This window comes from Sphingobium sp. 22B (assembly GCF_001580035.1).
GTDB lineage: Bacteria > Pseudomonadota > Alphaproteobacteria > Sphingomonadales > Sphingomonadaceae > Sphingobium > Sphingobium fuliginis.
Genome location: NZ_LTAB01000045.1, coordinates 1 through 21,835, shown reverse-complemented (window position 1 = coordinate 21,835; position 21,835 = coordinate 1). Strand labels below are relative to the sequence as shown.

At 64.3% G+C, this 21,835-nt stretch carries 27 protein-coding genes and 1 pseudogene; 19 read left to right on the top strand and 9 right to left on the bottom strand.

All coding sequences use genetic code 11. From position 1 onward, the window contains the following. Window positions 1-436 (top strand): chromate resistance protein ChrB domain-containing protein (locus tag A0J57_RS23665; RefSeq protein WP_161942154.1); only part of this gene is annotated, 436 nt, incomplete at its 5' end. A gap of 2 nt (window positions 437-438) precedes the next feature. Next, complete coding sequence (gene chrA, locus A0J57_RS23660; protein ID WP_061940298.1) at window positions 439-1,842, top strand: chromate efflux transporter; 1,404 nt, start codon at window positions 439-441, stop codon at window positions 1,840-1,842. Here the strand turns inward: chrA and A0J57_RS23655 are convergent. Genes A0J57_RS23655 through A0J57_RS23645 form a run of 3 tightly spaced genes read right to left on the bottom strand, consistent with a single transcriptional unit; the run spans window position 1,839 to window position 3,417 of the window. Further along, window positions 1,839-2,189, bottom strand: coding sequence for a DUF3147 family protein (locus A0J57_RS23655; protein ID WP_061940296.1), 351 nt, complete (start codon window positions 2,187-2,189; stop codon window positions 1,839-1,841). The two genes, chrA and A0J57_RS23655, sit on opposite strands and share 4 nt — an antisense overlap. Further along, on the bottom strand, window positions 2,189-3,130 hold the full coding sequence (gene dmeF / locus A0J57_RS23650) for a CDF family Co(II)/Ni(II) efflux transporter DmeF (protein ID WP_061940294.1): 942 nt from the start codon (window positions 3,128-3,130) through the stop codon (window positions 2,189-2,191). Before dmeF ends, A0J57_RS23655 begins: the two co-directional genes overlap by 1 nt. Window positions 3,131-3,141: 11 nt before the next feature. Further along, window positions 3,142-3,417: a metal/formaldehyde-sensitive transcriptional repressor gene (locus A0J57_RS23645; protein WP_018251376.1), complete on the bottom strand. Its 276-nt coding sequence runs from the start codon at window positions 3,415-3,417 to the stop codon at window positions 3,142-3,144. A gap of 180 nt (window positions 3,418-3,597) precedes the next feature. Between A0J57_RS23645 and A0J57_RS23640 the strand changes: the two genes are divergently transcribed. The 5 genes from A0J57_RS23640 to A0J57_RS23620 are packed head-to-tail and all read left to right on the top strand — an operon-like array spanning window position 3,598 to window position 6,852. Continuing rightward, window positions 3,598-4,215, top strand: coding sequence for a recombinase family protein (locus A0J57_RS23640; RefSeq protein WP_061940292.1), 618 nt, complete (start codon window positions 3,598-3,600; stop codon window positions 4,213-4,215). Continuing rightward, window positions 4,212-4,853 carry a histidine phosphatase family protein gene (locus A0J57_RS23635; protein ID WP_061940290.1) on the top strand — a complete coding sequence of 214 codons (642 nt, stop codon included), beginning with the start codon at window positions 4,212-4,214 and terminating at the stop codon, window positions 4,851-4,853. The genes A0J57_RS23640 and A0J57_RS23635 overlap by 4 nt, the downstream gene beginning before the upstream one ends. Window positions 4,854-4,897: 44 nt before the next feature. Continuing rightward, on the top strand, window positions 4,898-5,545 hold the full coding sequence (locus A0J57_RS23630; protein ID WP_061940288.1) for a ParA family protein: 648 nt from the start codon (window positions 4,898-4,900) through the stop codon (window positions 5,543-5,545). Between the two features lie 35 nt (window positions 5,546-5,580). Continuing rightward, window positions 5,581-5,844 carry a ribbon-helix-helix domain-containing protein gene (locus A0J57_RS23625; RefSeq protein ID WP_153017884.1) on the top strand — a complete coding sequence of 88 codons (264 nt, stop codon included), beginning with the start codon at window positions 5,581-5,583 and terminating at the stop codon, window positions 5,842-5,844. Window positions 5,845-5,898: 54 nt separating this feature from the next. Beyond that, the gene (locus tag A0J57_RS23620) at window positions 5,899-6,852 is read left to right on the top strand and encodes a replication initiator protein A (RefSeq protein ID WP_061940284.1); all 954 of its coding nucleotides are present in this window, start codon (window positions 5,899-5,901) and stop codon (window positions 6,850-6,852) included. Window positions 6,853-7,377: 525 nt separating this feature from the next. Here the strand turns inward: A0J57_RS23620 and A0J57_RS23615 are convergent. From A0J57_RS23615 to A0J57_RS23600, 4 genes and pseudogenes are all read right to left on the bottom strand, one after another. After that, window positions 7,378-8,623: pseudogene (locus A0J57_RS23615) on the bottom strand (type IV secretory system conjugative DNA transfer family protein). After that, window positions 8,623-8,907: a hypothetical protein gene (locus A0J57_RS23610; RefSeq protein ID WP_061940282.1), complete on the bottom strand. Its 285-nt coding sequence runs from the start codon at window positions 8,905-8,907 to the stop codon at window positions 8,623-8,625. The pseudogene A0J57_RS23615 and the gene A0J57_RS23610 overlap by 1 nt, the downstream one beginning before the upstream one ends. Beyond that, window positions 8,904-9,131, bottom strand: a complete 228-nt coding sequence (locus tag A0J57_RS23605) for a conjugal transfer protein TraD (protein ID WP_061940280.1) — start codon at window positions 9,129-9,131, stop codon at window positions 8,904-8,906. The genes A0J57_RS23610 and A0J57_RS23605 overlap by 4 nt, the downstream gene beginning before the upstream one ends. A 16-nt stretch (window positions 9,132-9,147) precedes the next feature. After that, on the bottom strand, window positions 9,148-9,474 hold the full coding sequence (locus tag A0J57_RS23600) for a conjugal transfer protein TraD (RefSeq protein ID WP_061940278.1): 327 nt from the start codon (window positions 9,472-9,474) through the stop codon (window positions 9,148-9,150). A 170-nt stretch (window positions 9,475-9,644) separates the two neighbouring features. Between A0J57_RS23600 and traA the strand changes: the two genes are divergently transcribed. The 11 genes from traA (at window position 9,645) to A0J57_RS23545 (ending at window position 19,386) form a co-directional block, all read left to right on the top strand. Further along, window positions 9,645-12,557: a Ti-type conjugative transfer relaxase TraA gene (gene traA / locus A0J57_RS23595; protein ID WP_062017436.1), complete on the top strand. Its 2,913-nt coding sequence runs from the start codon at window positions 9,645-9,647 to the stop codon at window positions 12,555-12,557. Between the two features lie 12 nt (window positions 12,558-12,569). Beyond that, entirely contained in the window at window positions 12,570-13,271 is a 702-nt protein-coding gene (locus A0J57_RS23590; protein ID WP_082718814.1) for a DUF6118 family protein, read from the top strand. Next, window positions 13,268-13,558 (top strand): hypothetical protein, encoded by a 291-nt coding sequence (locus tag A0J57_RS23585; protein WP_061940315.1) that lies wholly within the window; start codon window positions 13,268-13,270, stop codon window positions 13,556-13,558. Before A0J57_RS23590 ends, A0J57_RS23585 begins: the two co-directional genes overlap by 4 nt. Before the next feature lie 421 nt (window positions 13,559-13,979). Beyond that, entirely contained in the window at window positions 13,980-14,279 is a 300-nt protein-coding gene (locus tag A0J57_RS23580) for a hypothetical protein (protein WP_153017885.1), read from the top strand. 4 nt (window positions 14,280-14,283) lie between these two features. Beyond that, a complete protein-coding gene (locus A0J57_RS23575; RefSeq protein WP_061940311.1) occupies window positions 14,284-14,556 on the top strand; it encodes a hypothetical protein in 273 nt (90 codons plus the stop codon). Beyond that, complete coding sequence (locus tag A0J57_RS25690; protein WP_076605821.1) at window positions 14,556-15,032, top strand: very short patch repair endonuclease; 477 nt, start codon at window positions 14,556-14,558, stop codon at window positions 15,030-15,032. Before A0J57_RS23575 ends, A0J57_RS25690 begins: the two co-directional genes overlap by 1 nt. Beyond that, window positions 15,029-16,360, top strand: a complete 1,332-nt coding sequence (locus A0J57_RS23565; RefSeq protein WP_061940307.1) for a DNA cytosine methyltransferase — start codon at window positions 15,029-15,031, stop codon at window positions 16,358-16,360. Before A0J57_RS25690 ends, A0J57_RS23565 begins: the two co-directional genes overlap by 4 nt. Then, window positions 16,350-17,288, top strand: a complete 939-nt coding sequence (locus A0J57_RS23560; protein ID WP_235600945.1) for an endonuclease — start codon at window positions 16,350-16,352, stop codon at window positions 17,286-17,288. The genes A0J57_RS23565 and A0J57_RS23560 overlap by 11 nt, the downstream gene beginning before the upstream one ends. A 225-nt stretch (window positions 17,289-17,513) precedes the next feature. After that, the gene (locus tag A0J57_RS23555) at window positions 17,514-18,005 is read left to right on the top strand and encodes a hypothetical protein (RefSeq protein WP_201030965.1); all 492 of its coding nucleotides are present in this window, start codon (window positions 17,514-17,516) and stop codon (window positions 18,003-18,005) included. Next, window positions 17,999-18,520 carry a hypothetical protein gene (locus A0J57_RS27055; protein WP_061940303.1) on the top strand — a complete coding sequence of 174 codons (522 nt, stop codon included), beginning with the start codon at window positions 17,999-18,001 and terminating at the stop codon, window positions 18,518-18,520. The genes A0J57_RS23555 and A0J57_RS27055 overlap by 7 nt, the downstream gene beginning before the upstream one ends. Then, the gene (locus A0J57_RS23545; protein ID WP_061940301.1) at window positions 18,520-19,386 is read left to right on the top strand and encodes a Kiwa anti-phage protein KwaB-like domain-containing protein; all 867 of its coding nucleotides are present in this window, start codon (window positions 18,520-18,522) and stop codon (window positions 19,384-19,386) included. Before A0J57_RS27055 ends, A0J57_RS23545 begins: the two co-directional genes overlap by 1 nt. Window positions 19,387-19,522: 136 nt before the next feature. On the opposite strand, the gene A0J57_RS23540 is transcribed toward A0J57_RS23545, so the two are convergent. Together A0J57_RS23540 and A0J57_RS23535 are read right to left on the bottom strand one after the other, a co-directional pair. Then, window positions 19,523-19,864 carry a Rap1a/Tai family immunity protein gene (locus tag A0J57_RS23540; RefSeq protein WP_133497062.1) on the bottom strand — a complete coding sequence of 114 codons (342 nt, stop codon included), beginning with the start codon at window positions 19,862-19,864 and terminating at the stop codon, window positions 19,523-19,525. 221 nt (window positions 19,865-20,085) lie between these two features. Continuing rightward, on the bottom strand, window positions 20,086-20,985 hold the full coding sequence (locus A0J57_RS23535; protein ID WP_018251370.1) for a DUF1259 domain-containing protein: 900 nt from the start codon (window positions 20,983-20,985) through the stop codon (window positions 20,086-20,088). Window positions 20,986-21,217: 232 nt separating this feature from the next. Between A0J57_RS23535 and A0J57_RS23530 the strand changes: the two genes are divergently transcribed. After that, window positions 21,218-21,835: Chromate resistance protein ChrB (locus A0J57_RS23530; protein ID WP_235600944.1), on the top strand; the 618-nt coding region annotated here is incomplete at its 3' end.

Sequence of the window (21,835 nt, the reverse complement as noted above, 5' to 3'; positions counted from 1 at the left end):
GCTTCGCGGGCGCACCTGGGTCACGCGCGTCCACATCCACGTCGACCGCATCGCGTCAGCGTGGTTGATCCGGCGCTTCATCGACCCGGACGCGACCTTCAAGTTCGTGGAGGGCAAGGGTTACGCCCCCGAGCCCGGCGAGCTGCGCTTCGACATGGCGGACGCCGAGTTCACGCACGAAGGCGACCGCTGCACCTTCGAGACGCTGGTGTTCCGCCGAGGGCTCGACGGCGACCCGGCGCTCGTCGCGCTGTCGGAGATCATCCACGACCTCGACATCGCCGACGACAAGTTCGGCCGGCCGGAGACGGCCGGCGTCAGCGCGCTGATCGAGGGGATATGCGCCGCCACGCTCGACGACCCCGACCGGCTCGCGCGAGGCGCGGGCGCGCTCGACGGCTTCTACGCCCACTTCACCAGGCGACGAGGAGAATGACGATGGAGGCGACCGCGACCGCGCCGATCGCAGGCCCGAGCCCGCGGGATCACGGCATCCCCTTCGGCGAAGCGCTGCGGGTCTGGGCCAAGGTTGCCGCCTTAAGCTTCGGCGGGCCGGCCGGCCAGATCGCGATGATGCACCGCGTGCTGGTCGAGGAGCGGCGATGGATCGGCGAGGAGCGGTTCCTTCACGCGCTCAACTATTGCATGTTGCTGCCCGGCCCCGAGGCGCAGCAGCTCGCCATCTACATCGGCTGGCTGCTCCACAAGACCAAGGGCGGGCTCGTCGCTGGCGCGCTGTTCGTGCTCCCCGGCCTAGTCGCGATCATGGCGCTGAGCTGGGTCTATGCGCTGTTCGGCAACGTCCCCTTTGTTGAGGCGCTGTTCTTCGGCTTGAAGGCCGCCGTGCTCGCGATCGTGCTTCAGGCCGTCGTGCGCATCGGCTCGCGCGCGCTGAAGAACAACGTCATGCGCGGGATCGCGGCGGCATCGTTCGTGGCGATCTTCTTCCTTGGCGTCCCTTTCCCGATCATCATTCTTGCGGCCGCTATCGCCGGCTTCCTTGGCGGGCGCGCACGCCACCCCGCCTTCATGGGCGGGGGCGGCCACGGTGCATCGGGCGGCAAGATCGTCCGCGATGCCGAAACCGCGCTTGGCGAGCACGTCCCCGACCACGCCCGCCCCAGCCTCGCATGGTCGCTCCGGATCAGCGGTGCGCTCCTCGCGCTATGGCTCGCGCCGATTGCGGCGCTGCTCGCGACAGTCGGACCGGGCAATGTGTTCACGCAGATCGCGCTGTTCTTCTCCAAGATGGCGGTGGTGACGTTCGGGGGCGCTTACGCCGTGCTCGCCTATGTCGCTCAGCAGGCCGTCGAAAACTACGGCTGGCTTCGTCCCGGCGAGATGCTGGACGGACTCGGCATGGCGGAGACGACGCCGGGGCCGCTGATCATCGTGACGCAGTTCGTCGGCTTCATGGGCGCGTTCCGGCAAGCGACCGGCTTGCCCCCGCTGCTCGCCGCCACCTTGGGGGGCTTGCTCACGACCTGGGTGACGTTCGTGCCTTGCTTCCTCTGGATCTTCCTGGGCGCGCCGTTCATCGAGAAGCTGCGCGGTAACAAGGCGCTGTCGGCCGCGCTCGCCGCCATCACCGCAGCCGTGGTCGGCGTGGTGCTCAATCTGGCGGTGTGGTTCGCGCTCCACACCCTGTTCCACCAGGTCCGCGCCCTGCCGATCGCCGGCAGGACGCTGGACGTGCCGGTGTTGTCCACCCTCGACCCGGCCGCGCTGGCGTTGACCGTCGCGGCCGTGGTCGCGATGTTTCGGTTCAAGGCGGGCGTGATCCCGACCTTAGGCGCGTGCGCCGCGGCGGGCGTCGCGCTTCGCTTGTCCGGGCTCGCTTAGAGCTGGAGCCCGAAGCGCGGCCCGACCCACGTCATCGCGAGGTAGAGCGCAACCGTGAGGAGACACCCCGAGGCGAGCGCCAGCCAGAACGGCGCGCCGCGGTTGAGCATCGCCGGAATGAGCAGGAACATCGGCAAGGACGGCAGCACGTACCAGAAGGTCGCGCCGGCATGGGCCGCCATGCGCGCCCGATCGTGCGTGTCGCGCCAGAGCCAGATCATGCCCAGCACCGAGACGAGCGGGAGCGAGGCGATCAGCGCGCCGAAGCCGGGGCTGCGCTTGGCGATCTCCGACACGGCGACGATGATGACGGCCGATATGCCGGCCTTGAGAAGCAGGTAGAGCATCAGCGCACCTCGACCGTGAGGTGCGCCAGCTCGTGAACCGGCGCGAGCCGCTGGCGGACCAGTTCGCCATCCCGAACGCCGGCGACGCTGACGATCGCCGCGTGCGCTTCCGGTCCGACCTTCCAGACGTGCAGGTCGGTCACTCGGGCGTCGCCGGGAGCTTCGACCAGCTCGCGCACCTCATCGGCGACATGCGCGTCGGTGCGATCGAGCAGGACGGCGGCCGTGTCGCGCATCAGGCTCCATGACCAGCGGGCGATGACGACCGCGCCGACGATCCCCATGACCGGGTCCATCCAGACCCAGCCGAGATACCGGCCGGCGAGCAGCGCCGCGATGGCGAGGACCGAGGTGAGCGCGTCGGCGAGGACATGAACATAGGCCGAGCGCAGGTTGTTGTCGCCGCCGTGAGAGCCGTGGGCGTGCGCATGATCGTGCCCGTGGTGATGATCGTGCCCGGGCCCGTGCCCGTGATGGTGGTGACCGCTCGAGAGCAGAAAGGCGCTGGCGATGTTCACACCCAGGCCGACGACGGCAATGATCGTGGCCTCCCCGAATGCGACCGTGATGGGCTGAAACAGGCGCAGCACCGATTCCACCCCGATCCCGAGCGCGATCAGGCCGAGCACCATGGCCGAGGCGAAACCGGCGAGGTCGCCAACCTTGCCGGTGCCGAAGCTATAGGCCGGGTTGCGCGCGTGACGCTTGGCATACGCATAAGCCGCCGCAGCGACCGAGAGCGCGCCGGCGTGCGTCGCCATGTGGAACCCGTCCGCGAGCAGCGCCATCGAGCCGGTCAGGTATCCGGCGATGATTTCGCCGACCATCATCACGGCTGTGAGTGCGACCACCCACAGGGTTCGGCGGGCGTTCTCGTCGTGCGAGCTGCCCAGGAAAACGTGATCGTGGGCAAAGCGGTCGATTTCGGAAGCGGTAGGCATCGAGCACTGTCCTACTTGGCGTAACGGCGGATCACCGCCAGCAGCTCGTCGGCTCCGTGGGCGCGCTCCTCGTCCGTCAGCCCCGACCGAGCAACGTGCGCTTCCAGGTGTTCGGCGATAATTTCGTCCATCAGCCCGTTCACCGCGCCGCGGACGGCCGCGACCAAGTGCAGAACCGTCGCGCAGGAGTCGCCTGACGTGAGGCCGCGTTCGACGGCCCCGACTTGGCCGGCGATACGACGCACGCGTGCGATCAGGTCGGCGTTGGAACCGGAGAGATGAGCCATATACCCCCCTCCCCTATGCCGGGCAGAGCGCAAGAACAACCCGGCACATCACCGCTGTTCAGAAAACGGCCGTTTGCTGCACACCACCGGCAGCAGCAGCAAAGCTGGCATTTTACGCCGTTGAACTGTCCAACAACCCATGCGAGAAACAGCGATCAGAAAACCCCTACCGCAGGTTGAATGTTGAACATAGCTGCTACTCCCCTCCCCAGCCATGCCGGCACACGCCGGATCGGATATGCGCGCGTATCCACGGCCGACCAGGACCTCGCTCCGCAACTTGACGTGCTGCGCGCCAAGGGATGCGAGCCGATCTATTCGGAGCACGCATCCGGCAAACACGCCGATCGGCCCGAGCTGGCGCAGGCGATGAAGGCCCTGCGTGCCGGAGACACGCTGGTGGTGTGGCGGCTCGACCGGCTTGGCCGATCCCTCCCGGACCTGATCGCGACGGTGAACGAGCTGGCGAGCCGCGGCGTCGCTTTCGAGAGCGTCACTGAGGCGATCGACACGACCACGGCGTCGGGCAAGCTGGTGTTCAATATCTTCGCCAGCCTCGCCGATTTCGAGCGGCACCTTATCGGCGAACGTACCCGGGCCGGCCTGGCCGCAGGGCGCGCCCGCGGCCGTATGGGCGGACGCCCCCCTGCCCTTACCTCCAGGCAGCTACGCGAAGCCCGGTTGCTGTTGACCGATCCGGAGGCGACCGTGACGGCCGTGGCCGAGCGATACGGAGTGAGCCGCACGACGCTCTACAAGGGACTGCGAGAGCTGGCGGTCAAGGAGGCAGCGGCATGAGGGCCGTATTCATCCGTCATGGCCAAAGCACCGGCAACGCCGGCGTGCCCTGCCATGACCTCGCATCCATCGAGCTTACCGAGCTGGGATGGCGCCAGGCTCGTGAGGTAGCGCGCTCGTGGACCGAGGCGCCCAGCCTGATCGTGACCTCTCCCTACCTCCGCACCCGGCAGACAGCCGAGGCAACAATCCAACGCTTTCCGGCTGTGCCGGTGGAGGTGTGGCCGATCGAGGAGTTCACCTATCTCCAGCCCTCCCGGTGGAACGGCTCGCGGAGCAGCGAGCGAATGCCCCATCTGGAGCGATACTGGACCGATGCCGATCCGACCTACTGCGATGGCGATGGCGCGGAGAGCTTTGGGACATTGCTTCGCCGTGCTGAAGCGGCGCTGGCACGGCTTGCCGCCCTGCCCTCCCCCGGCCTCGCCTATGTGTTCAGCCACGGGCAGTTCATTCAAGCGGTGCGCGCCATCGTGATGGAATCCGATCTGGATGATCGAGGCAAGATGCTGCGCTTCTGGCGAAAGGGCGAGCCGCCCGCGATCGGCAACGCCGAGCTGGTGCAGTTCGCGTGGTCCGGTGCCGGTTGGCACCATAAACCACCTGCCGCAAGTAATAGGGGGGTTGTGCCATTTTGATATTGTGCATAACGTCACGCTATCAGAAATGAAGGTGTGCACACGTGCAGATAATCACGCTTGCAGCGCAAAAGGGCGGTGTCGGTAAAACTACGCTGGCGGTGAATCTTGCGGTTGCTGCTCAGGCCGCTGGGATCAAGACGGCACTGTTCGACCTTGATCCGCAGGAAAGCGCGACGGCGTGGAGCGAACGGCGTGAGGCTGAGCTGCCGCATGTCGAGCCGATCAGCTCACGCCGGCTTGACCAGGCGATAGATGCTGCGGGGGCAAACGGCTTTGCCCTGACCATCATCGACACCCCACCTGCGGCTGGTGCGGAAGCCGCAGCCGCAGCCCAGCGTGCGGACCTCGTGGTAATCCCGTGCCGTCCTTCGCTGATCGATTTGGACGCGATCAAGCGAACCGCTCAACTGATCACCAGCACCGGACGGACCGGTGTTGTCGTGTTGAACGCCGCTCCCCCGACCGCGACCACATTGCTGGATGACGCGCGGACGCTTGCCGAGGCGACCGGCTTGCGAGTTGCGCGCGCCGTCTTGCGTGAGCGCAGCGCCTACCGAGCGGCATGGCCTTACGGTTTGGGTGTCATCGAGCATGAGCCGAAAGGCAAGGCTGCTCTAGAGGTTGCAGCCTTGCAGAAGCACCTCCTTGATGATTTGATGAATTGCACACCTGCAAATGTGAAGGCTTGAACATGGCGAAGCGGACTTCTCTGTTGGCCCCGGCAGTGGCGCCACAAACCCGTCGCGAGATCGAGGCGGAGAACCCACCGGCTGCAACTCCGGCACCTCCGGCGAGCAGCGTCCGGTCGAGCGGGAAGCGGCCAGGCAAATATCACTTAGGCGCCTATTTCGACCCGGCGGACCCCACCGCCGAAGCCTTCCGGGTCTTGGCTGCCCGAACGAGGCGGAGCCATCAGGACCTTCTCGCCGAAGCGATCAGCGAGCTGGTCGCCAAGTACGATGCCGACCGGCAATTTGGCCGTACGTGATGATGTGCACACCTGCACATCATCACGTGTGCACGATACCAGGATCGATTCTGCATGACCAAACGCCCGAACCCAAATCCTGAGTTCGACCTGTTCATCCCGCTGATGGGCGATCTTCCGCTCAAGGATCAGCGGGAGACGATGGAGCGGCCGTTCTTCTCGCTTCAGAAGCGCAAGCGGGTGAAGCCGATCGAATATAGCAGTCCGGACGGCGAAACGTGGGTGAAGATCGAGGCGATCCCGGCATACGGTATGGCGACGATATGGGACGCCGATATTCTCATATGGGCCGCCTCGACACTCAACCGGATGCGGGAGCAGGGGGTCAACGATCTTCCGCGGACGCTTAGAACCACGTCCTATGACCTGCTGAGGGCGATCAAGCGCGACACTAGTGGCCGGGCCTATCAGGAGCTGCAAGCCGCGCTCCAGCGGCTTCAGACGACCTCCATATCGACGTCCATCCGCGCGCCGAAGCGGCGCACCAAGGCCGGCTTCAATTGGCTCGACAAGTGGACGCTGGAGGTGGACCCTGACACGGATCAGCCGCGGGGCATGACAATCACCCTGTCCGACTGGGTCTATGAGGGCATCATGGGAGAGCGGTCGCTGCTCACCATGCACCAAGACTATTTCCTGCTGACTGGCGGGCTAGAGCGCGCCTTGTACCGCATCGCACGCAAACATGCCGGCAACCAAAAGGGTGGGTGGACGTGCCGGGTGGAGGTGCTGCGCGACAAAACCGGCAGCGACAGCAAGCCCAAGGAGTTCAACAGGATGCTCCGCAAAGTCGTGGAGGCCGACCAGCTTCCCGATTACACTATGGAGATGGCAGCCACGGCAGACGGCAGCCCTGCCGTGTTGTTCCGCCTACGTGGCGAAGCCGAGGCACTGGCGCTGGCCGCTAGGTTGGAGGCCGAGCAAGAGCGGCGGAACCGGGTCGAAGCCGATCGACGCCGCGCGGCCGAGGTGGACGATCTTATGGACAAGCTCGCTCGCGGACGCTGACTATCGTGGTTTCACACACCGGGGCGCCGCAAGGAAACCCATAGGCGCTCAAAGCTGGCGGCCCGCACATAGTCAGGCAGCCGTATTCGCAGTCTAGATCGAACTTAAATTGTCGTGGGATCACACACCGCAGCGTCGTGGGATCACACACCCTGCTATCGTGGGATCACACACCGAATCACGTGGGATCACACACCGAGGGTTCTCGGAAGGCCGCAGGAAACGGGGGTTTTTTGGCCCATTTTCCAGCCTTAACCTTCTTAACGATTCCTATTTAACAGAATCTCTTAACCCACCAGCGCTCTACACCCAGATAGCTCGGCTACATGCGGAATTGACCCTACGGGCCAATGCGCCTTGGCTGCGTGCCGGCTATCGCCGTCACAAGGGCGGCCTATCGGCCGTAGGCTTCCGGGAGAAGCCAAGCGGATCGGGCGGTGTGTGCCTGTCAGCGTCAGGCCCGGCGGACAGGGCAGGTCAGGCTATATCCCAAAGCTCACCGTTGCACCTTGCCGGTGTGTACGATCACGCCGGATCGAACAGGCGGACGAACTCGCGCTGATCGTAATAGCGGATTTTCTTCGCCCAGAGCGGGCGTTCGCCTTGCCGCAGCAGCAGAAGGGTGTCCGCGGGCATCCGCATGATTTCGTCCGGTGTCACCAGCCTGCGCGCGGCGACGTGGCCGCTGATGCTGGTGGAATGGTCCGGGCTGTCGAACCAGCTCGTTTTCTGTGACGTGCTGGCGGTTTCATATTCGATCGTGGTGTCGCCGATCGTGCGCGAGAGCATGTCGGCCGTCGCATGATCGTTGACCCCGAATGTCTGGACCACGCCGGCATTGGACAGGAAGGTGCCGGCGCGTTCGCCATAGAGCGCGCGGAGCTGGTGCATGTCCTGAAGGATCGGCCAGAGCTGGAGGCCATAGCCGGCCATCAGGCCCATCGCGCGCTCCACCGGCTCCAGTCGCCCGAGGGCGGCAAACTCATCGAGCAGGAACAGCACCGGTTGTGCGGGGCGGGCAGGGGATCGCGCCATGTCGGTGACGGCCTGCCCGACCAGCAGCCGAAGCCAGCGTGACGCGGGCAGGGGACTCGTGGACGACGGTGTGCAGGATCACGCCGGCGATCAGCGCCTTGGCTTCCTCATTCCAGTGCGCCTCACCCGATTGCCCCGGTGCGTCATGGACCAGTGCATCGGCGATCGTCTGTGCATCTTCCGCCAGGTCGGGGCTGGCCGGATCAAGCCACGCCAGAGGGTTGTAACGGGCCGTGGGGCGTCCGGAGACGCCGAACGGGTCCAGGCACCACACCTCGCCCTTGGCGGCCCTCGCACGGGCCGTGACGCGGGCGTTCTCGCCCTTGGGATCGATGCAGACCACCGAGCGGTCCAGCGTGAGCAGGTTGGGGATGATCGTGCCGACGCCTTTCCCCGAACGGGTGGGGGCCATCGTCAGCAGATGGGCGGGGCCTTCGTAGCGCAGCAGCTTGCCGCCCTCGATGGAGCGGCCGATCAGGAGATCTCCGTTTCCTTCAAGCCGGCGCACGTCTCCCCGATCGCCGAAGCTGGCCGAGCCAAGCAGCGAGCTGCGGCGGTTTGCGGCGCGGCGATTGACGCGCCAGGCCAGAAACAGGATCGCGCCGGCCAGCAGGAACGGAATGTCGGTGGCAATCTCGCCATAACCGAAGATGCCCTTGAGCCAGCTATGGCTGGCGAACAGCACGACCGCGGCGACGAGCACCGCGAACAGCGGGCTGATCCGCCGGCCGGCCATCAGCCGGCCCGCTCCAGCGGCGTGATCGCCAGCCCCGGATCGGCGTCGGGATGATCGTAGAGCTTCAGGATGATTTGCGTGGCTAGGGGAGGGGGCACGGCCTCGTCGCGAAGCATGTCGAACAGCGCCTCATCCTCCGCGTTCAGGTCCATGCCCTCGATGGCGAGATTGGCGCGGGAGTCTGCGTCATCCTCCCGCCACATCGCGGCTTCCGCCGGCGTGCCACGCACATAGGCGAGCGCGCGAACTTCCGCACGGATCGCGTCAAGGTCGAGCGTGGTCATGCCACCGTCTCCTTGCCTTCCGCTTCCGCGTCGAAGGCCCGCTTGCCGCGTCGCTTCCAGAGCGTCACCACATCGCCGGCATCATCGCCGCGAGCGCGTCCGACCAGTTCGAGCAGCGCGCCGTAAATGGTTGCGCGATCGTCGTCGGTCAGATCGACCAGGCCGGCCTTCTGGACGAGGCCGCCAAGTTCGATCAGGTGGCGGGTGCGTTCGCGGCGTTGCACGACCCAGCCCCGGGTATCAGTCCGGCGCCGTGCCGCTTCCAGACGCTGGATCAGCGCCCGGTTGCGCGCCTGCGCTGTCGCCGTTGCCGCCAGCAGTCCGCCCACCTTTGCGCCCGCGTCGTTGAAAGAAGACGGCGCCCTTCGCACGCCATGCCTCCTTCGCTTCCGCGTTCTGTGACGCGACGGCATCGAGCAGCACGCCGGCAAGCGTTTCCATGTCGAGTGTATCCGCACCCGTAGCGGTAACGAGCTGCCCGAGCTGTTCGACCCGGCGCGCCTTCAGGCCACGCGCCTTGTCCTCCAGTGCTTTCAGTTCCGCGTTGTAGTCCCGCACCTTACGCATGGTGCCTCCATTCTCCGCGTCTTGGTTACAGCAGCCTAGCAAACCGACAGGGGAGGGCAACCCACATCAACAGGCAGCACCAAGTCAATCAGGAGATGCAAAGCAGATCGTGAGTGCGCGCTTATACATCGTTGCCGACGTGCGCTAAGAAGTGCATCATGCTGCTCGCGATGGCGATCTATCATTTCAGCGCCAAGGTCATCAGCCGTGCGAACGGCTCCAGCGCCGTCGCGTCCGCCGCCTATCGCTCCGCATCCGAGCTTCACGACGAGCGGCTTGGGCGCAATCACGACTTCTCCAACAAGGCAGGCGTCAGCCACTCCGAGGTGCTGTTGCCGGAGGGGGCACCGGAGCGTTTGTCGGATCGCACCACCCTGTGGAATGAAGTGGAGGCGGGAGAGAAGCGCAAGGACGCGCAGCTAGCCCGCGAGGTGGAGTTCTCGATCCCGCGTGAGATGAGCGAAAAGCAGGGCGTGAAGCTCGCCCGCGATTTCGTGGAAAAGGAGTTCGTGAAGCGCGGGATGGTCGCGGACCTCAACGTGCATTGGGACAAGGCGAAGGACGGAAGCCCGAAGCCGCACGCACATGTCATGCTGGCAATGCGAGAAGTGGGACCAGAAGGGTTCGGCAAGAAGGTTCGCGACTGGAACTCGACCGAGCTGTTGAAGGGCTGGCGCGAGGCGTGGGCGGCACATGTCAACGAGCGCATGGCGGCGCTTGGACTGGAGGGGCGGATCGATCATCGCTCCTATGAAGACCAGGGCATCGCGCTGGAGCCGCAGCACAAGATCGGCCCGGCAGGAATGCGCCGGCTCGACCGCGGCGAGGACGCCGAGCGTGCCGAGGATCACCGGCGCATCGCGCGGGAGAATGGCGAGAAGATCGCGGCCGACCCGCGCATCGCGCTCGACGGCATCACACGGCAACAGGCGACCTTCACCACCCGCGATCTGGCTGCCTTCGCCTTCCGTCATTCGGACGGCAAGGAGCAGTTCGACCAGGTGATGGCGGCGGTGCGGGGCAGTCCCGAGCTGGTGGCATTGGGCAAGGATGGGCGCGACCATGAGCGGTTCACGTCCCGCGAGATGATCGCCACGGAGGCACGTCTGGAGAAGGCCGGCGACGAGCTGGCGCGACGCGACGGGCATGGCGTGTCCGAGCGGCACCGTGTTGGTGCGCTGGGGGCTGCCGAGGGCCGCGGGCTGGTGCTGTCGGGCGAGCAGCGCGACGCCTTTGACCATATCACCGAGGGCCGCGGGGTGGCGTCAGTCATCGGCTATGCCGGCACGGGCAAGTCGGCGATGCTGGGCGTCGCGCGCGAGGCGTGGGAGCGCGAGGGCTACCAGGTGCGCGGCGCCGCCCTGTCGGGGATCGCGGCCGAAAATCTGGAGGGGGGATCAGGCATCCGGTCCCGCACCATCGCCAGCCTCGAACATGGCTGGGCACAGGGACGCGACCAGCTCACCCGCAACGACGTGCTGGTGCTGGACGAGGCGGGCATGATCGGCACGCGCCAGATGGAGCGGGTGCTGTCCCATGCCCGCGACGCTGGCGCCAAGGTGGTGCTGGTGGGCGACCCCGAGCAGTTGCAGGCGATCGAAGCAGGCGCGGCGTTCCGGTCGATTGCCGAGCGTCACGGCGCGGCCGAAATCACCGAGGTCCGCCGGCAGCGCGAGGACTGGCAGAAGGATGCGACGCGCGCGCTTGCCACGGGCCGCACGGCCGAGGCGATCCACGCCTATGCAGACCGTGGCATGGTTCACGCAGCCGACACGCGCGAGGCTGCGCGTGCCGAGCTGGTGGATGGCTGGGATCGCCAGCGCCAGGCCGATCCGGACAAGACGCGCATCATCCTCACTCACACCAATGCCGAGGTGCGCGAGCTGAACCGGGAGGCGCGCGAGCGGGTGCGCGCGTCGGGCGGGTTGGGCGAGGACGTGGGCGTGACCGTCGATCGGGGCCGGCGCGACTTTGCGGCCGGCGACCGGATCATGTTCCTGCGCAACGAGCGCTCGCTGGGCGTGAAGAACGGCACGCTGGGCACGCTGGAGCGTGTCGAGGGCGGCCACATGGCGGTACGGCTCGATGGGGGAGGACGCGCCGCGTTCGACCTCAAGGATTATGCCGCGGTCGATCACGGCTATGCGGCCACCTTCCACAAGTCGCAGGGCGTCACCGTCGATCGCGCTCATCTCCTCGCCACTCCCGGCATGGACCGGCACAGCGCCTATGTCGGCATGTCGCGGCACCGCGACGGGGTGCAGCTCCATTATGGCCGTGACGACTTCGCCGATCAGCGCCAGCTTGCCCGCGTGCTGTCGCGTGATCGCGCCAAGGACATGGCCGGCGACTATGCCGCGCCGTCCGACGAGGACCGGGCGCGCAGCTTCGCCGAGCGGCGCGAGATACGCTGGCCCGAGCGCGCCCGTGAGATCGTCTACCAAGTCCGCGACAAGGCCAGGGATATGTTCTCGGGCTTTCGGCCGAAGCCTGCTGCCATGCCGGAGAAGGCACCTGCCCCGGATCGTGCCGGCGCGGCGATCGGCGGCAAGCCGGGCCAGGCCAGGGCGATCGAACGCTATGCGCGGGCGTCGGCCGACATAGGCCGGATGCGCGCGCAGGAGCTGCCGGTGCTGCCGCATCAGGAGAGCGCGTTGCGCCGCGCCGGCGAGGCGCTGGATCAGGTGCGGCCCGATGCCGCGCGCGACCTCGCTTCCGCGTTCCGCCGCGATCCCGGGCTGATTGGGCAGGCAGCCGGGGGGAACACAGGCGGCGCGGCGCGCGCGATGGCCGAGGAGCGCCGGGTGCGGCTCGACCCCGATGCGCGCGCCGAACGTTTCGTGGAGAGCTGGCGGGGTCTGGCGCGCGAGCGAGCGAGCGGCGACCAGGCCCGGTCCGACAAGGCCGTCACGCGCATGGGCGCGATGGCCGAAGGCCTGCGCCGCGATCCCGAGTTGGCGAAGGCGCTGGAGCGCCGCGCGCCCGAGCTGGAGCTGAAACTGGAGCGCGGCCGAACCATCGAGAAATCGCTGGAGCAGTCGATCGGGATCGGCCGCGAGCGAGACAGGGGCATGAGCCGATAAGGGGAAGACGTGATGGCGGATGATGAAGGGCCGAGTGAAGCCGCGCAGGCGTTCCAAGAGCTGCGCGCGGAGGTGACGCTGATGCGCCGTGCCGTCGAGCGTCTAACGGCCGAGCGCATGGAGGTGCCCGAGCCGCCCGACTATTCCGAGACGTTGGGCGTGATCGCCAACAACATCACCGCTACGGCGCAGCGCGTCGATATGCTGGTCAAAAGCCCGATGCTGGCGATGACGCCGGAGCAGTTGGCGGGACGGATCACCGCGGCGGCGAGCACGGCGCGCCAGGAAGACCGGCAGACGATCGCTACGGCGCGCACCGGCCTGGAGGACGTGACGCGCCAGCTTCACAGCTATGTCGTGTCGGCGCGGCATGGCGATGAGCAGAACCGCTGGCTGATGTGGAGCGCGATCGGCGGGATCGTGGTCGGCATGATCTTCTGGGCGGTGTTCGCCGGCATTGTTGCGCGCGCCGTGCCCGCGAGCTGGCAATGGCCGGAAAAGATGGCGGCGCGTTCGCTCGACCTGCCGATGTGGGAGGGCGGCCAGCGTCTCATGCGGACCAGCGCGCCCGACGCTTTCGCCAACATCGCCGCAGGTGATCGGATCGTCACCGCTAATCGGCAGGTGCTGGAGGCGTGCCAGAAACGTGCGAACAAGGCGGGAGAGGCGACGCGATGTACGATCACCGTAGAAGCGGGCAGGGGTGCCCGATGAGCGACGAAGCCGAGCTGATGACGGTTATGGACCGCCTTCGGAGTGGGCATGACATGCTGCCCTTCCTCGCCGGCCTGTATTCCGCCGGCCAGGTCAAGCTCCAGCCCGTGCCTGCGGATATGCAGGCGTTACTGGAGGACGCTCCGGATTACCGCTCGCTCGATCCGGGTGAAGGGCCGGTCTGGTTACAGATCGCGAGCGCAGACGATGCAGCCGAGCTGGTGGTGTACCGGACCCGGGGGACCGGCACCCTGTATGTTGTTGCCCCGGACCGGCAGCCTGGCTGACACACCGGGAAAGGCGTCCCTTTCCCGGTGTGCTTTATCGGTTACTTCGCGCCGCTAGGAACCCGGTTAAGTCCCCACCTCAGAAAAATCAGAAACGCGCTGCCAAGAAGCCACTTGTAGGAAAAACTACCAACAACAATTGTAACGGGAATAAGAACAGACATTAAAACACCTCTTAATAAACATAAGCAAAATCCTTTGCTTGTTTGGACAAAATGCAGTATTGGCCTTCGCCTTGACTGCCTGTACATAATACAGGCGGGGCAGGAACGGCGTCTATATCTTTTTTCGCGATGCTCCCGCACCAGCGCTAACCGCTGAAGGTATGGCAGTCCGCTGACCTGATGCGCCGCGCCCAAGCCGTGCGAGTTGACGAGCTGAAGCCCGGACCGGACGATTGCAGGCGCGAACAGGAGGAATGATGGCGGACCAGAATGCCGTGCGGCTGGCGTTGCGTGACGAGGAAGAGTTCACGTCGATCGACATGGTGCTGACGGCAGTCGGCGGGATCGAGCTTTCCGGCCAGGACACGGGGCCAACTGTCAGGCAAACATGGGGGGACGCTGATTTCGAATATGGCATCCGGATCGCGCCGGAAGACGTTCCGCGGCTCGCGTTTGCGCTGGTTGCCGAGCACTACCGGGGCGAGCTTGGCGCAGTTCAAAAGATCAGTGAGCTGGCCGAGCGCCACGGCATCAGCGCCGAAACGTGGAGCTTCTAATCAAATGACGATCATCCGCATCCTTCACCGCGAGGCTGGCAAGGTGTCCGACTACGGGCACGACTACGGCCCCGAGGACTTTGCTGGGCAGGTGCCGGCGATCGGCGACATGATCCTCGACCCCGGTGTGCCGGTCGGACAGGACCGGCACGATCCCCGGAACCGGGAAATCTGGACCGTCGTCGGTCGCGTGTTCAACCCGCGGGACAATAAGGATTACGTGTCGCTGATCGTGGAGAGCCGCAGCGGCACACTGGCCGACGAGGCATTCGCCTAGTGGCGGATACCCGTACACACGAACAGCGTCGGCGCATCATGCAGTCGGTCGGGACCAAAGACACGGGTCCCGAGCTGATCGTCAGGCGCCTCCTGCACAGGTTAGGCTACCGCTACCGGCTCCATCCAAAACAGCTTCCGGGGCGTCCCGATATAGTATTGCCCGGCCGCAAAAAGGCGGTCTTTGTGCACGGCTGCTTTTGGCACGGTCACGAGTGCCAGAAGGGACGGGCTCCCAAATCCAAACTCGATTATTGGGGGCCGAAGCTCGATGCGAATCGCGAGCGGGACGCGCGTAAGGAAGCGGAGCTGCGCGCCCTCGGTTGGGACGTGGCTACAATCTGGCAGTGTGAGATTGCTGATCGGCAAGCCCTTGAAACAAGCCTAGTTTCTTTTCTGGGCCAGCCTGGAAAAAGCGATCGACAGGCGCCTGCAAACGTCGTAAGCTCGCCCGAGAACAAAACGGAGACAACATGAGGCCCTTGGGCATCGATTTATTCGCCGGCGCGGGCGGCATGAGCCTGGGCTTCGAGCAGGCTGGGTTCGACGTAGCGGCCGCTGTCGAGATCGACCCGGTGCATTGCGCCGTCCACGCCTTCAATTTTCCCGATACGCCCGTCATCCCGCGATCCGTTGTCGGGTTGAAGGCAGCCGAAGTGCGCGCGATCGCCGGCATCGGTAAGCGGCCGATCGACTGCGTGTTCGGCGGCCCTCCCTGTCAGGGCTTTTCGATGATCGGAAAGCGGGCGTTGGAAGACCCGCGTAACACGCTGGTGCGTGAGTTCGTGCGCTTGGTTCAGGAGTTCGATGCTCGCACTTTCGTGTTCGAGAACGTGAAAGGTCTGACGGTAGGAAGCCAGCGCGCGTTTCTGGACGAACTGGTGGAGGCGTTCGACAAAGCCGGTTACGATGTGCGCCTGCCTTGGCAGGTGCTGGATGCGGCGAATTATGGCACCCCTCAACACCGGCAACGGTTGATCCTGATGGGCGCACAGAAAGGTGAAGCTGTGCCGGCCTATCCTGCCCCGATCACCAACGCGGCAGATGGCCGTAAGCCTATAGGCGAGCTTCCTATCGGCCCTACCGTTATGGACGCTATTGGCGATCTGCCGAACGCAGATCGTTTCCCCTCACTCATCGAGACTGATGCGACCCGCACCGCAGCCTTCGGGAAGCCTTCGACCTATGCCGCAGAGATGCGGGGCCTCAGCAACGATGCTTGGCATTTCGGTCATGTTCGCAATTGGAACCCCGGTATTCTTACGTCGAGTGCGAGAACCACGCATACGGATATCTCGCGCCGCCGCTTCACCGAGACAGTTCCAGGCACCGTCGAGCCGATCAGCCGCTTCTTGAAGCTGTCCCCAGTTGGCTTGTCCAATACACTACGCGCCGGGACAGACGGTGCACGGGGGGCGTTCACTAGCCCGCGGCCGATCCACTATAAGCACCCTCGCTGCATAACGGTTCGGGAGATGGCTCGCCTGCATGGTTTCCCCGACTGGTTCAGGCTGCATGCTACGAAGTGGCATGGCGCTCGCCAGATCGGCAATGCAGTTCCACCGCCGCTTGCGCGCGCTATCGCCGGGGCTGTGATCGACGCGCTTGGGGTCGATCCGAGCCGCCCTGAGCAGCCGGTAAACCTTGGCGATCCGACGTTACTCTATCTCGAAATGTCGGAAGCGGCCGAACGGTTCGGCGTTCCGGCACCGAGTAGCAAGCGCGACCGCAAGAGCGGTGCCAAAAAGCGGAAGCAGCATGAGATCGAGGAAATCCGTTTGAAGCTCGTCGCCAATGGCCGGTGACGACGAGTTTACGGACTTCGGATACTTCAAAGCGGTCGTGGTCGATGTAGGAACGGAGCAAGCAAGGATCGTGGCCCCTGAGAACGACGATAGCCTCGCCACGACAGACGAGGCTCTGCCCGACGACGTGGAGCCGGCAACGCCCGCACAAACCAATCGCTATAAAGCAATCATCGAGCGTATCTTCTCCGACCGATATACCCAGGGTGCCACAGAGGTCGCTTTTGCGCGCGTCGATATTGTCACGACAGCCGCAGCGCTCGGCGTAGATCTGCCGCAAAACCTCGGCGATGTGGTGTATGCGATCCGTTATCGGATACCCATGCCCGATGCTATTCTAGCAACTCAGCCCGAGAAGCTGGAATGGATCATCGAGGGCGCCGGGCGCGCTAAGTATAAGTTTCGGCTCGTTCCGGCGACCCGGATCAGACCGAACGAAACGCTTGTCAGCATCGACATTCCCGATGGTACCCCCGAGTTGATCCGGGCCTATGCACTCGACGACGAACAGGCGCTGTTGGCGATCGTCCGCTACAATCGCCTGATCGATATATTCCTGGGGCTAACCGCCTCTAGCTTGCAGAACCACCTTCGCACGACGGTGAAGGGCATCGGTCAAATCGAGATCGATGAGCTGTATGTCGGCCTCGATAAGCGGGGTTGTCACTACGTTATCCCGGTGCAGGCTAAGGGAGGCAAAGATCAAATCGGTGTCGTGCAAACGACCCAAGATATTCGTTACGCCGATCAAAAGTTTCCCGGCTTACGCTGTCGTCCAATTGCGGCTCAATTCATGGATGGTGGCAAGATCGCATTGTTCGAGCTGACCTTGCAGGAAGGTGAGGTCCGCTTGGTGGACGAGAAGCATTACCGTCTCGTGCCGGCCGACAAGCTCGACCGAGATGCGATCCGCGACTATCGGGATTAGTAGATCGTGACCGAGTGGAAGCCGCGTCGGTCGCCTCAATATCGGATGCCCGAGGGGCCGCAGAATCGCTCCCCGGCCGTCATGGCTCAGCGGACTGAAGCCCTCGACAGCCTGGACGACTTCCCGACTCCGAAATGGGCGACACGCGCCCTAATCGAGGAGGTTCTCGGCGGAGAGAAGTTCGATAGGCTTTCATGTTGGGAGCCGACATGCGGGCGCGGCTATATGGCTTCCACGCTGGCAGAGTATTTCCGGACCGTGCGCAGCAGCGATGTGCACGGCTACGGTTATGGCGAGATATTCGACTTCCTGTCGCTCTCCGCCGAAGCAGCGGCCCCGCATGATCGTCCCGACTGGATCGTGACCAATCCCCCATTCCGCTTAGGCGAGGAGTTCGTGCGGCGCGCCTTGCAGCTCGCAAGGTCCGGTGTCGCAATGCTTGTCCGCACTGGCTTCATCGAAGGAGCCGGTCGCTACGAGCGACTGTTCAAAGACCGCCCCCCGAGCTGCGTCGCGCAATTTGTCGAACGGGTTCCCATCCTCCGCGGTCGCGTCGATCCCCGCGCATCGACGGCCACAGGCTATTGTTGGCTGATATGGCAGGCCGGTGTCGCTGCGCCGACCCGGCTCGCTTGGATACCCCCATGTCGGCGGCGTTTGGAGAAGGCGGGAGATTACGAGCTTACGCTTTATCAGGTGCCGGCACAGGTATGCTGAACGCATTCGCTCGCATCCTGCTCACCAGCTCGGCTATCGCGCCCGTGGGGCTGACCTATGCCTGGATCGCCTACATGCAGGATCAGCCAAAGCCGGCGATCTACATTCTTGCGGCTAGCCTCGCTACCGTGGGCATCTGTCTGATGCTGCTTCGGTATGCGCGTAAGAACCTCGAAGCGTCTCAGTTTCAAGCGGTCGAAATCGAAGCGGCAGACCGTGAGAATATGGGATTTCTTCTGCTATATTTGCTTCCGCTTTTTACATCTCAGTTCAACACCCTCAACTGGCAACTGTGGATTCCAACCCTCGTTATTTTCGCGCTGATAACGGCGACTGGATACAACTATCACTTCAACCCGCTTCTCGGATTGTTAAAGTGGCACTTCTACAAGGTTCAGTCAAAAGAGGGTGTTACCTATGTTCTTATAACAAAGAAGCAGCTTCGAACGGTAGCTAATGCCGTTACTGTCGGGCAGCTTACCGAGTACATTCTAATAGACTTAGAGGATGCTTGATGGTCAATCTATTCGCCCTTTGTCGCTTAACAACAGGGTTGCAGGTTAAGCGGGTTGCGCTCGCTCAACCGGTGCAGGCGAAGGTTGGTCATATCTTTCAGACACAGGCGAATTATTTCCTGAACGGCGTCGCTGAGGAGGTCGATTTCTCGGGCGATTGGAAACCGGATGACGACGAGCTGCTGGTGATTGACGCTCCCGCTGAGGCGGCCGTCATCACTGCAACAATCGCGGCCAATCCGATCAGTCTGCCGGAGATCGACGCCCAGAACTTCATGGCAGAGGGTATTCGAGGCCTCTTCGTGATCGATCCGGTAGGACAGGGTCATCGTGTCCTGATCCAAGCCTTTTCGGCGCAGCAGCTTCTATCCCGCAGGTTTACCCTCTTCCAGTCGGGCAATTCGTTCAAGGAGCTGACGGAGCCGGGATTCACCCTCGACAACAGTATCGTTGCCATCATGGAAGGAGGAAAGCTGAAGTTCAAAAGCTTTCAGCGGACGCGCAGCGTGTTTGACCTACAGCAGTTCTATAAGGCGGCAACCGATCAGGAGGTGGATGCTTTTTGCCAGCATGCCAGCCTAGAGGTAGCCGACGTTGCTGCGTTCAAGGTGGCGGCGGACCAAGGCGTCAGAAAGCTCGTACATGCCATCACTAAGGCCAATGTGTTGAACACACATCAGGTAGATGTGATTGCGACGAAGGCAGCAAGCCTGGGAATTAATATAACCGTGCAGAATGGAAAGCTTCTGGTTCCTACTGATCGGAAATCTATAAAAACGCTTTTTCGGTTTTTGGACGACGGCATCTATCAAGCCGCGCTCAGCGCATCGAGATATGTTACCAACTCAAAAAGAAGAATCCCCTAGACGAGTAGAAGGTCTAGGTGGGTAGCAGTCCAGACATTCGTCGTGATTGTTCAGAAAACGACCGATTGTTGAACAGGCTGAGCCGAGTGTCCTGCCACGATCAAGGCGAAGTAGCTGGGAGCTTTAGGGGAGCCTGTTAGCGGTTCACTTGCCCCGGACACGGCCAAGCCGAACTCAAGGCCTGTTCGGCCCCCGCGACCATGTGGACACTCTGAAAATAGCTGTCCCGTTCCGCCCAGCGCAGATAGGCCGCACGCAAGGCCGCACGATCATCGCGCGGCGCGCCGCACTCGGCCTTTCGCGCGACGATCATCATGTCCAGCACGCCTTGGAGATATGCTCCACACCTCTGCTCCGCGGCGCGGCAGCTCGCGAGAAGCGCGGCACCTTGCATGTCCGACTGTTTGGTTTGCGCCAGCGCCGGAGCATGAGGAGCGACCGCCCCCATCAGCGCCAAGATCATGGTTGCACGTTTCACCGTTTTCGTCCTTTCCGAACCCGGCTGGGCCGGGTGAAGGGGCGCGTCCGAGCTTAAGGTGCTGACACGCCTCAATCGCATTTTCATTCCTCGCTACCGAGCACCTGGCCTTCGGGCGTCACGAACAGCTCGACTGTCTTGCCAGCGCTGTTCCAGTTGCCCATCGGGCCGTGGTCGGGGTCGGGCGGCGATGACGGCCCGAAAAGCCGATCGCCTGATCGTCAGCTTCGTTGCAGGTTCATTTTGTCAAGGGCAGCGCGCAGGCCGCGGGCGAGCTTGGCTGCATCCTGGTTCGCCCAAAAGTGCATGAAGAACAGGCGGGGCTCGTCGTTCAGCATGTGATTGTGCAGCGCCGTAACTTCGATCCCGCTGGCGCGCAGCGCGCGCATGACCGGATCGACCTCGCTCGCTACCAGCACGAAATCGCCGGTGATCGCGGCCTTGCCGCCCCCGGTCGGCTGAAAGTTGATCGCGGTCGCGGTTCCCATCGTGGGCGGCGTGACCATACCGGCATCCATCAACCTTTCCGCGCGCGGGAAGCTGTATTGGAGGACGCCGCCATTCGGCTTGCCCTTGGCCCCCATCACGCCGTCAAGTGCGGCCGTGTTGAGATCGACGGGCGGCGAGCTGCCGGCCCCCGCTGAGGGCGGTTGCGAGTCCCTGGACGGCGCGGCGAGCGGGGTCCGGCTTTCCGCCAGCGCGGCGCGCAACGCGGTCGCGAGCTTCACCGGGTCGCCATGCCCGGCGATGTGCAGGTACATGGTGGCGGGCGCGGAGCGCAGCAGGTGATTGTGGAGCGCGGTGATCGTGAAGCCGCCGGCCAAGAGGCGGCTTATCACCGGGTTCACCTCCTCGTGCGTCAGCACCAGGTCGCCCATCACCATAGTGTCGTCACCCATCGGCTGGAACGCCGCCCAGGAGCCGAGCGCCAGTGCTGGCTTGATCGCCACGCCGTCGAGAGTGACGTGCAGGTCGGAGCGCGGGAAGCCGTAGCGATGGACACCGCCCGCCTGTTCGGTGCCCGGTCGGCCGAGCGCAGCATCGACCTTGTTCCAATCGGGCGCGGCCCAGGCCGGGGCGGCGAGCGCGGCGAGAACGCCGGCCAGAAGGGGTTTCATCATCCAATCTCTCCTATCATCAGCGCCGGCACGGATAGGCTTCGCGCAACGCGACGGTCTCCCGCGCTGCGCGTGCGCCGCGGTAGGAGCGATCCCGCCCGAGACGAGCAGCGCCAGCATGGTCCCGGTCCGACGTGACATCGCCCTCTCCTCGCGCGTTCGCCAACCCAAGCATGTCTATGGTTGCATGAACGATGATGCAACCGTTACACTACAAAATCCGGATGATACAGTTATGACGAACGCCGAACCCAGCCCTTGGTTGCTGCTGATCCCGCAGCTTCCCGCCAAGCCCGCCTATTTGCGGGTGAAGGTGTGGCGGCGTTTGCAGGCGATCGGGGCCGCGCCGCTCAAGAACGCGGTCCACGCGCTCCCCAACCGCGCCGACACTCGCGCGCTGTTCGAGGATTTGCACCGCGAGATTGCCGACAATGGCGGCGAGGCGCTGATCCTAGAGGCGCGGCTGGTAGGTGGCATCGGTGACCCCGATCTTCGCGGAACTTTCGACGCGGCGCGCGATGCCGATTACGAGGAGCTGGCGCGCGAGGCGCGGACCTTGGCGGAAGGCGAGTATGTTCCCCCCGGCGAGGTTCGCCGGTTGCGCCGCAGGCTGGACGAGATCGCCGCGATCGACTTCTTCGGCGCGCACGGGCGGCAAACGGCCGAGGCGGCGCTTGCCCCGGCGGAAGCCCGGGCGGGCCAGCACCCCGACGTGGTCGGGCCGGGCGCGCCCAAGCTGGCCCCGGCCGAGCTTCGCGGGCGCACCTGGGTCACGCGCGTCCACATCCACGTCGACCGCATCGCGTCAGCGTGGTTGATCCGGCGCTTCATCGACCCGGACGCGACCTTCAAG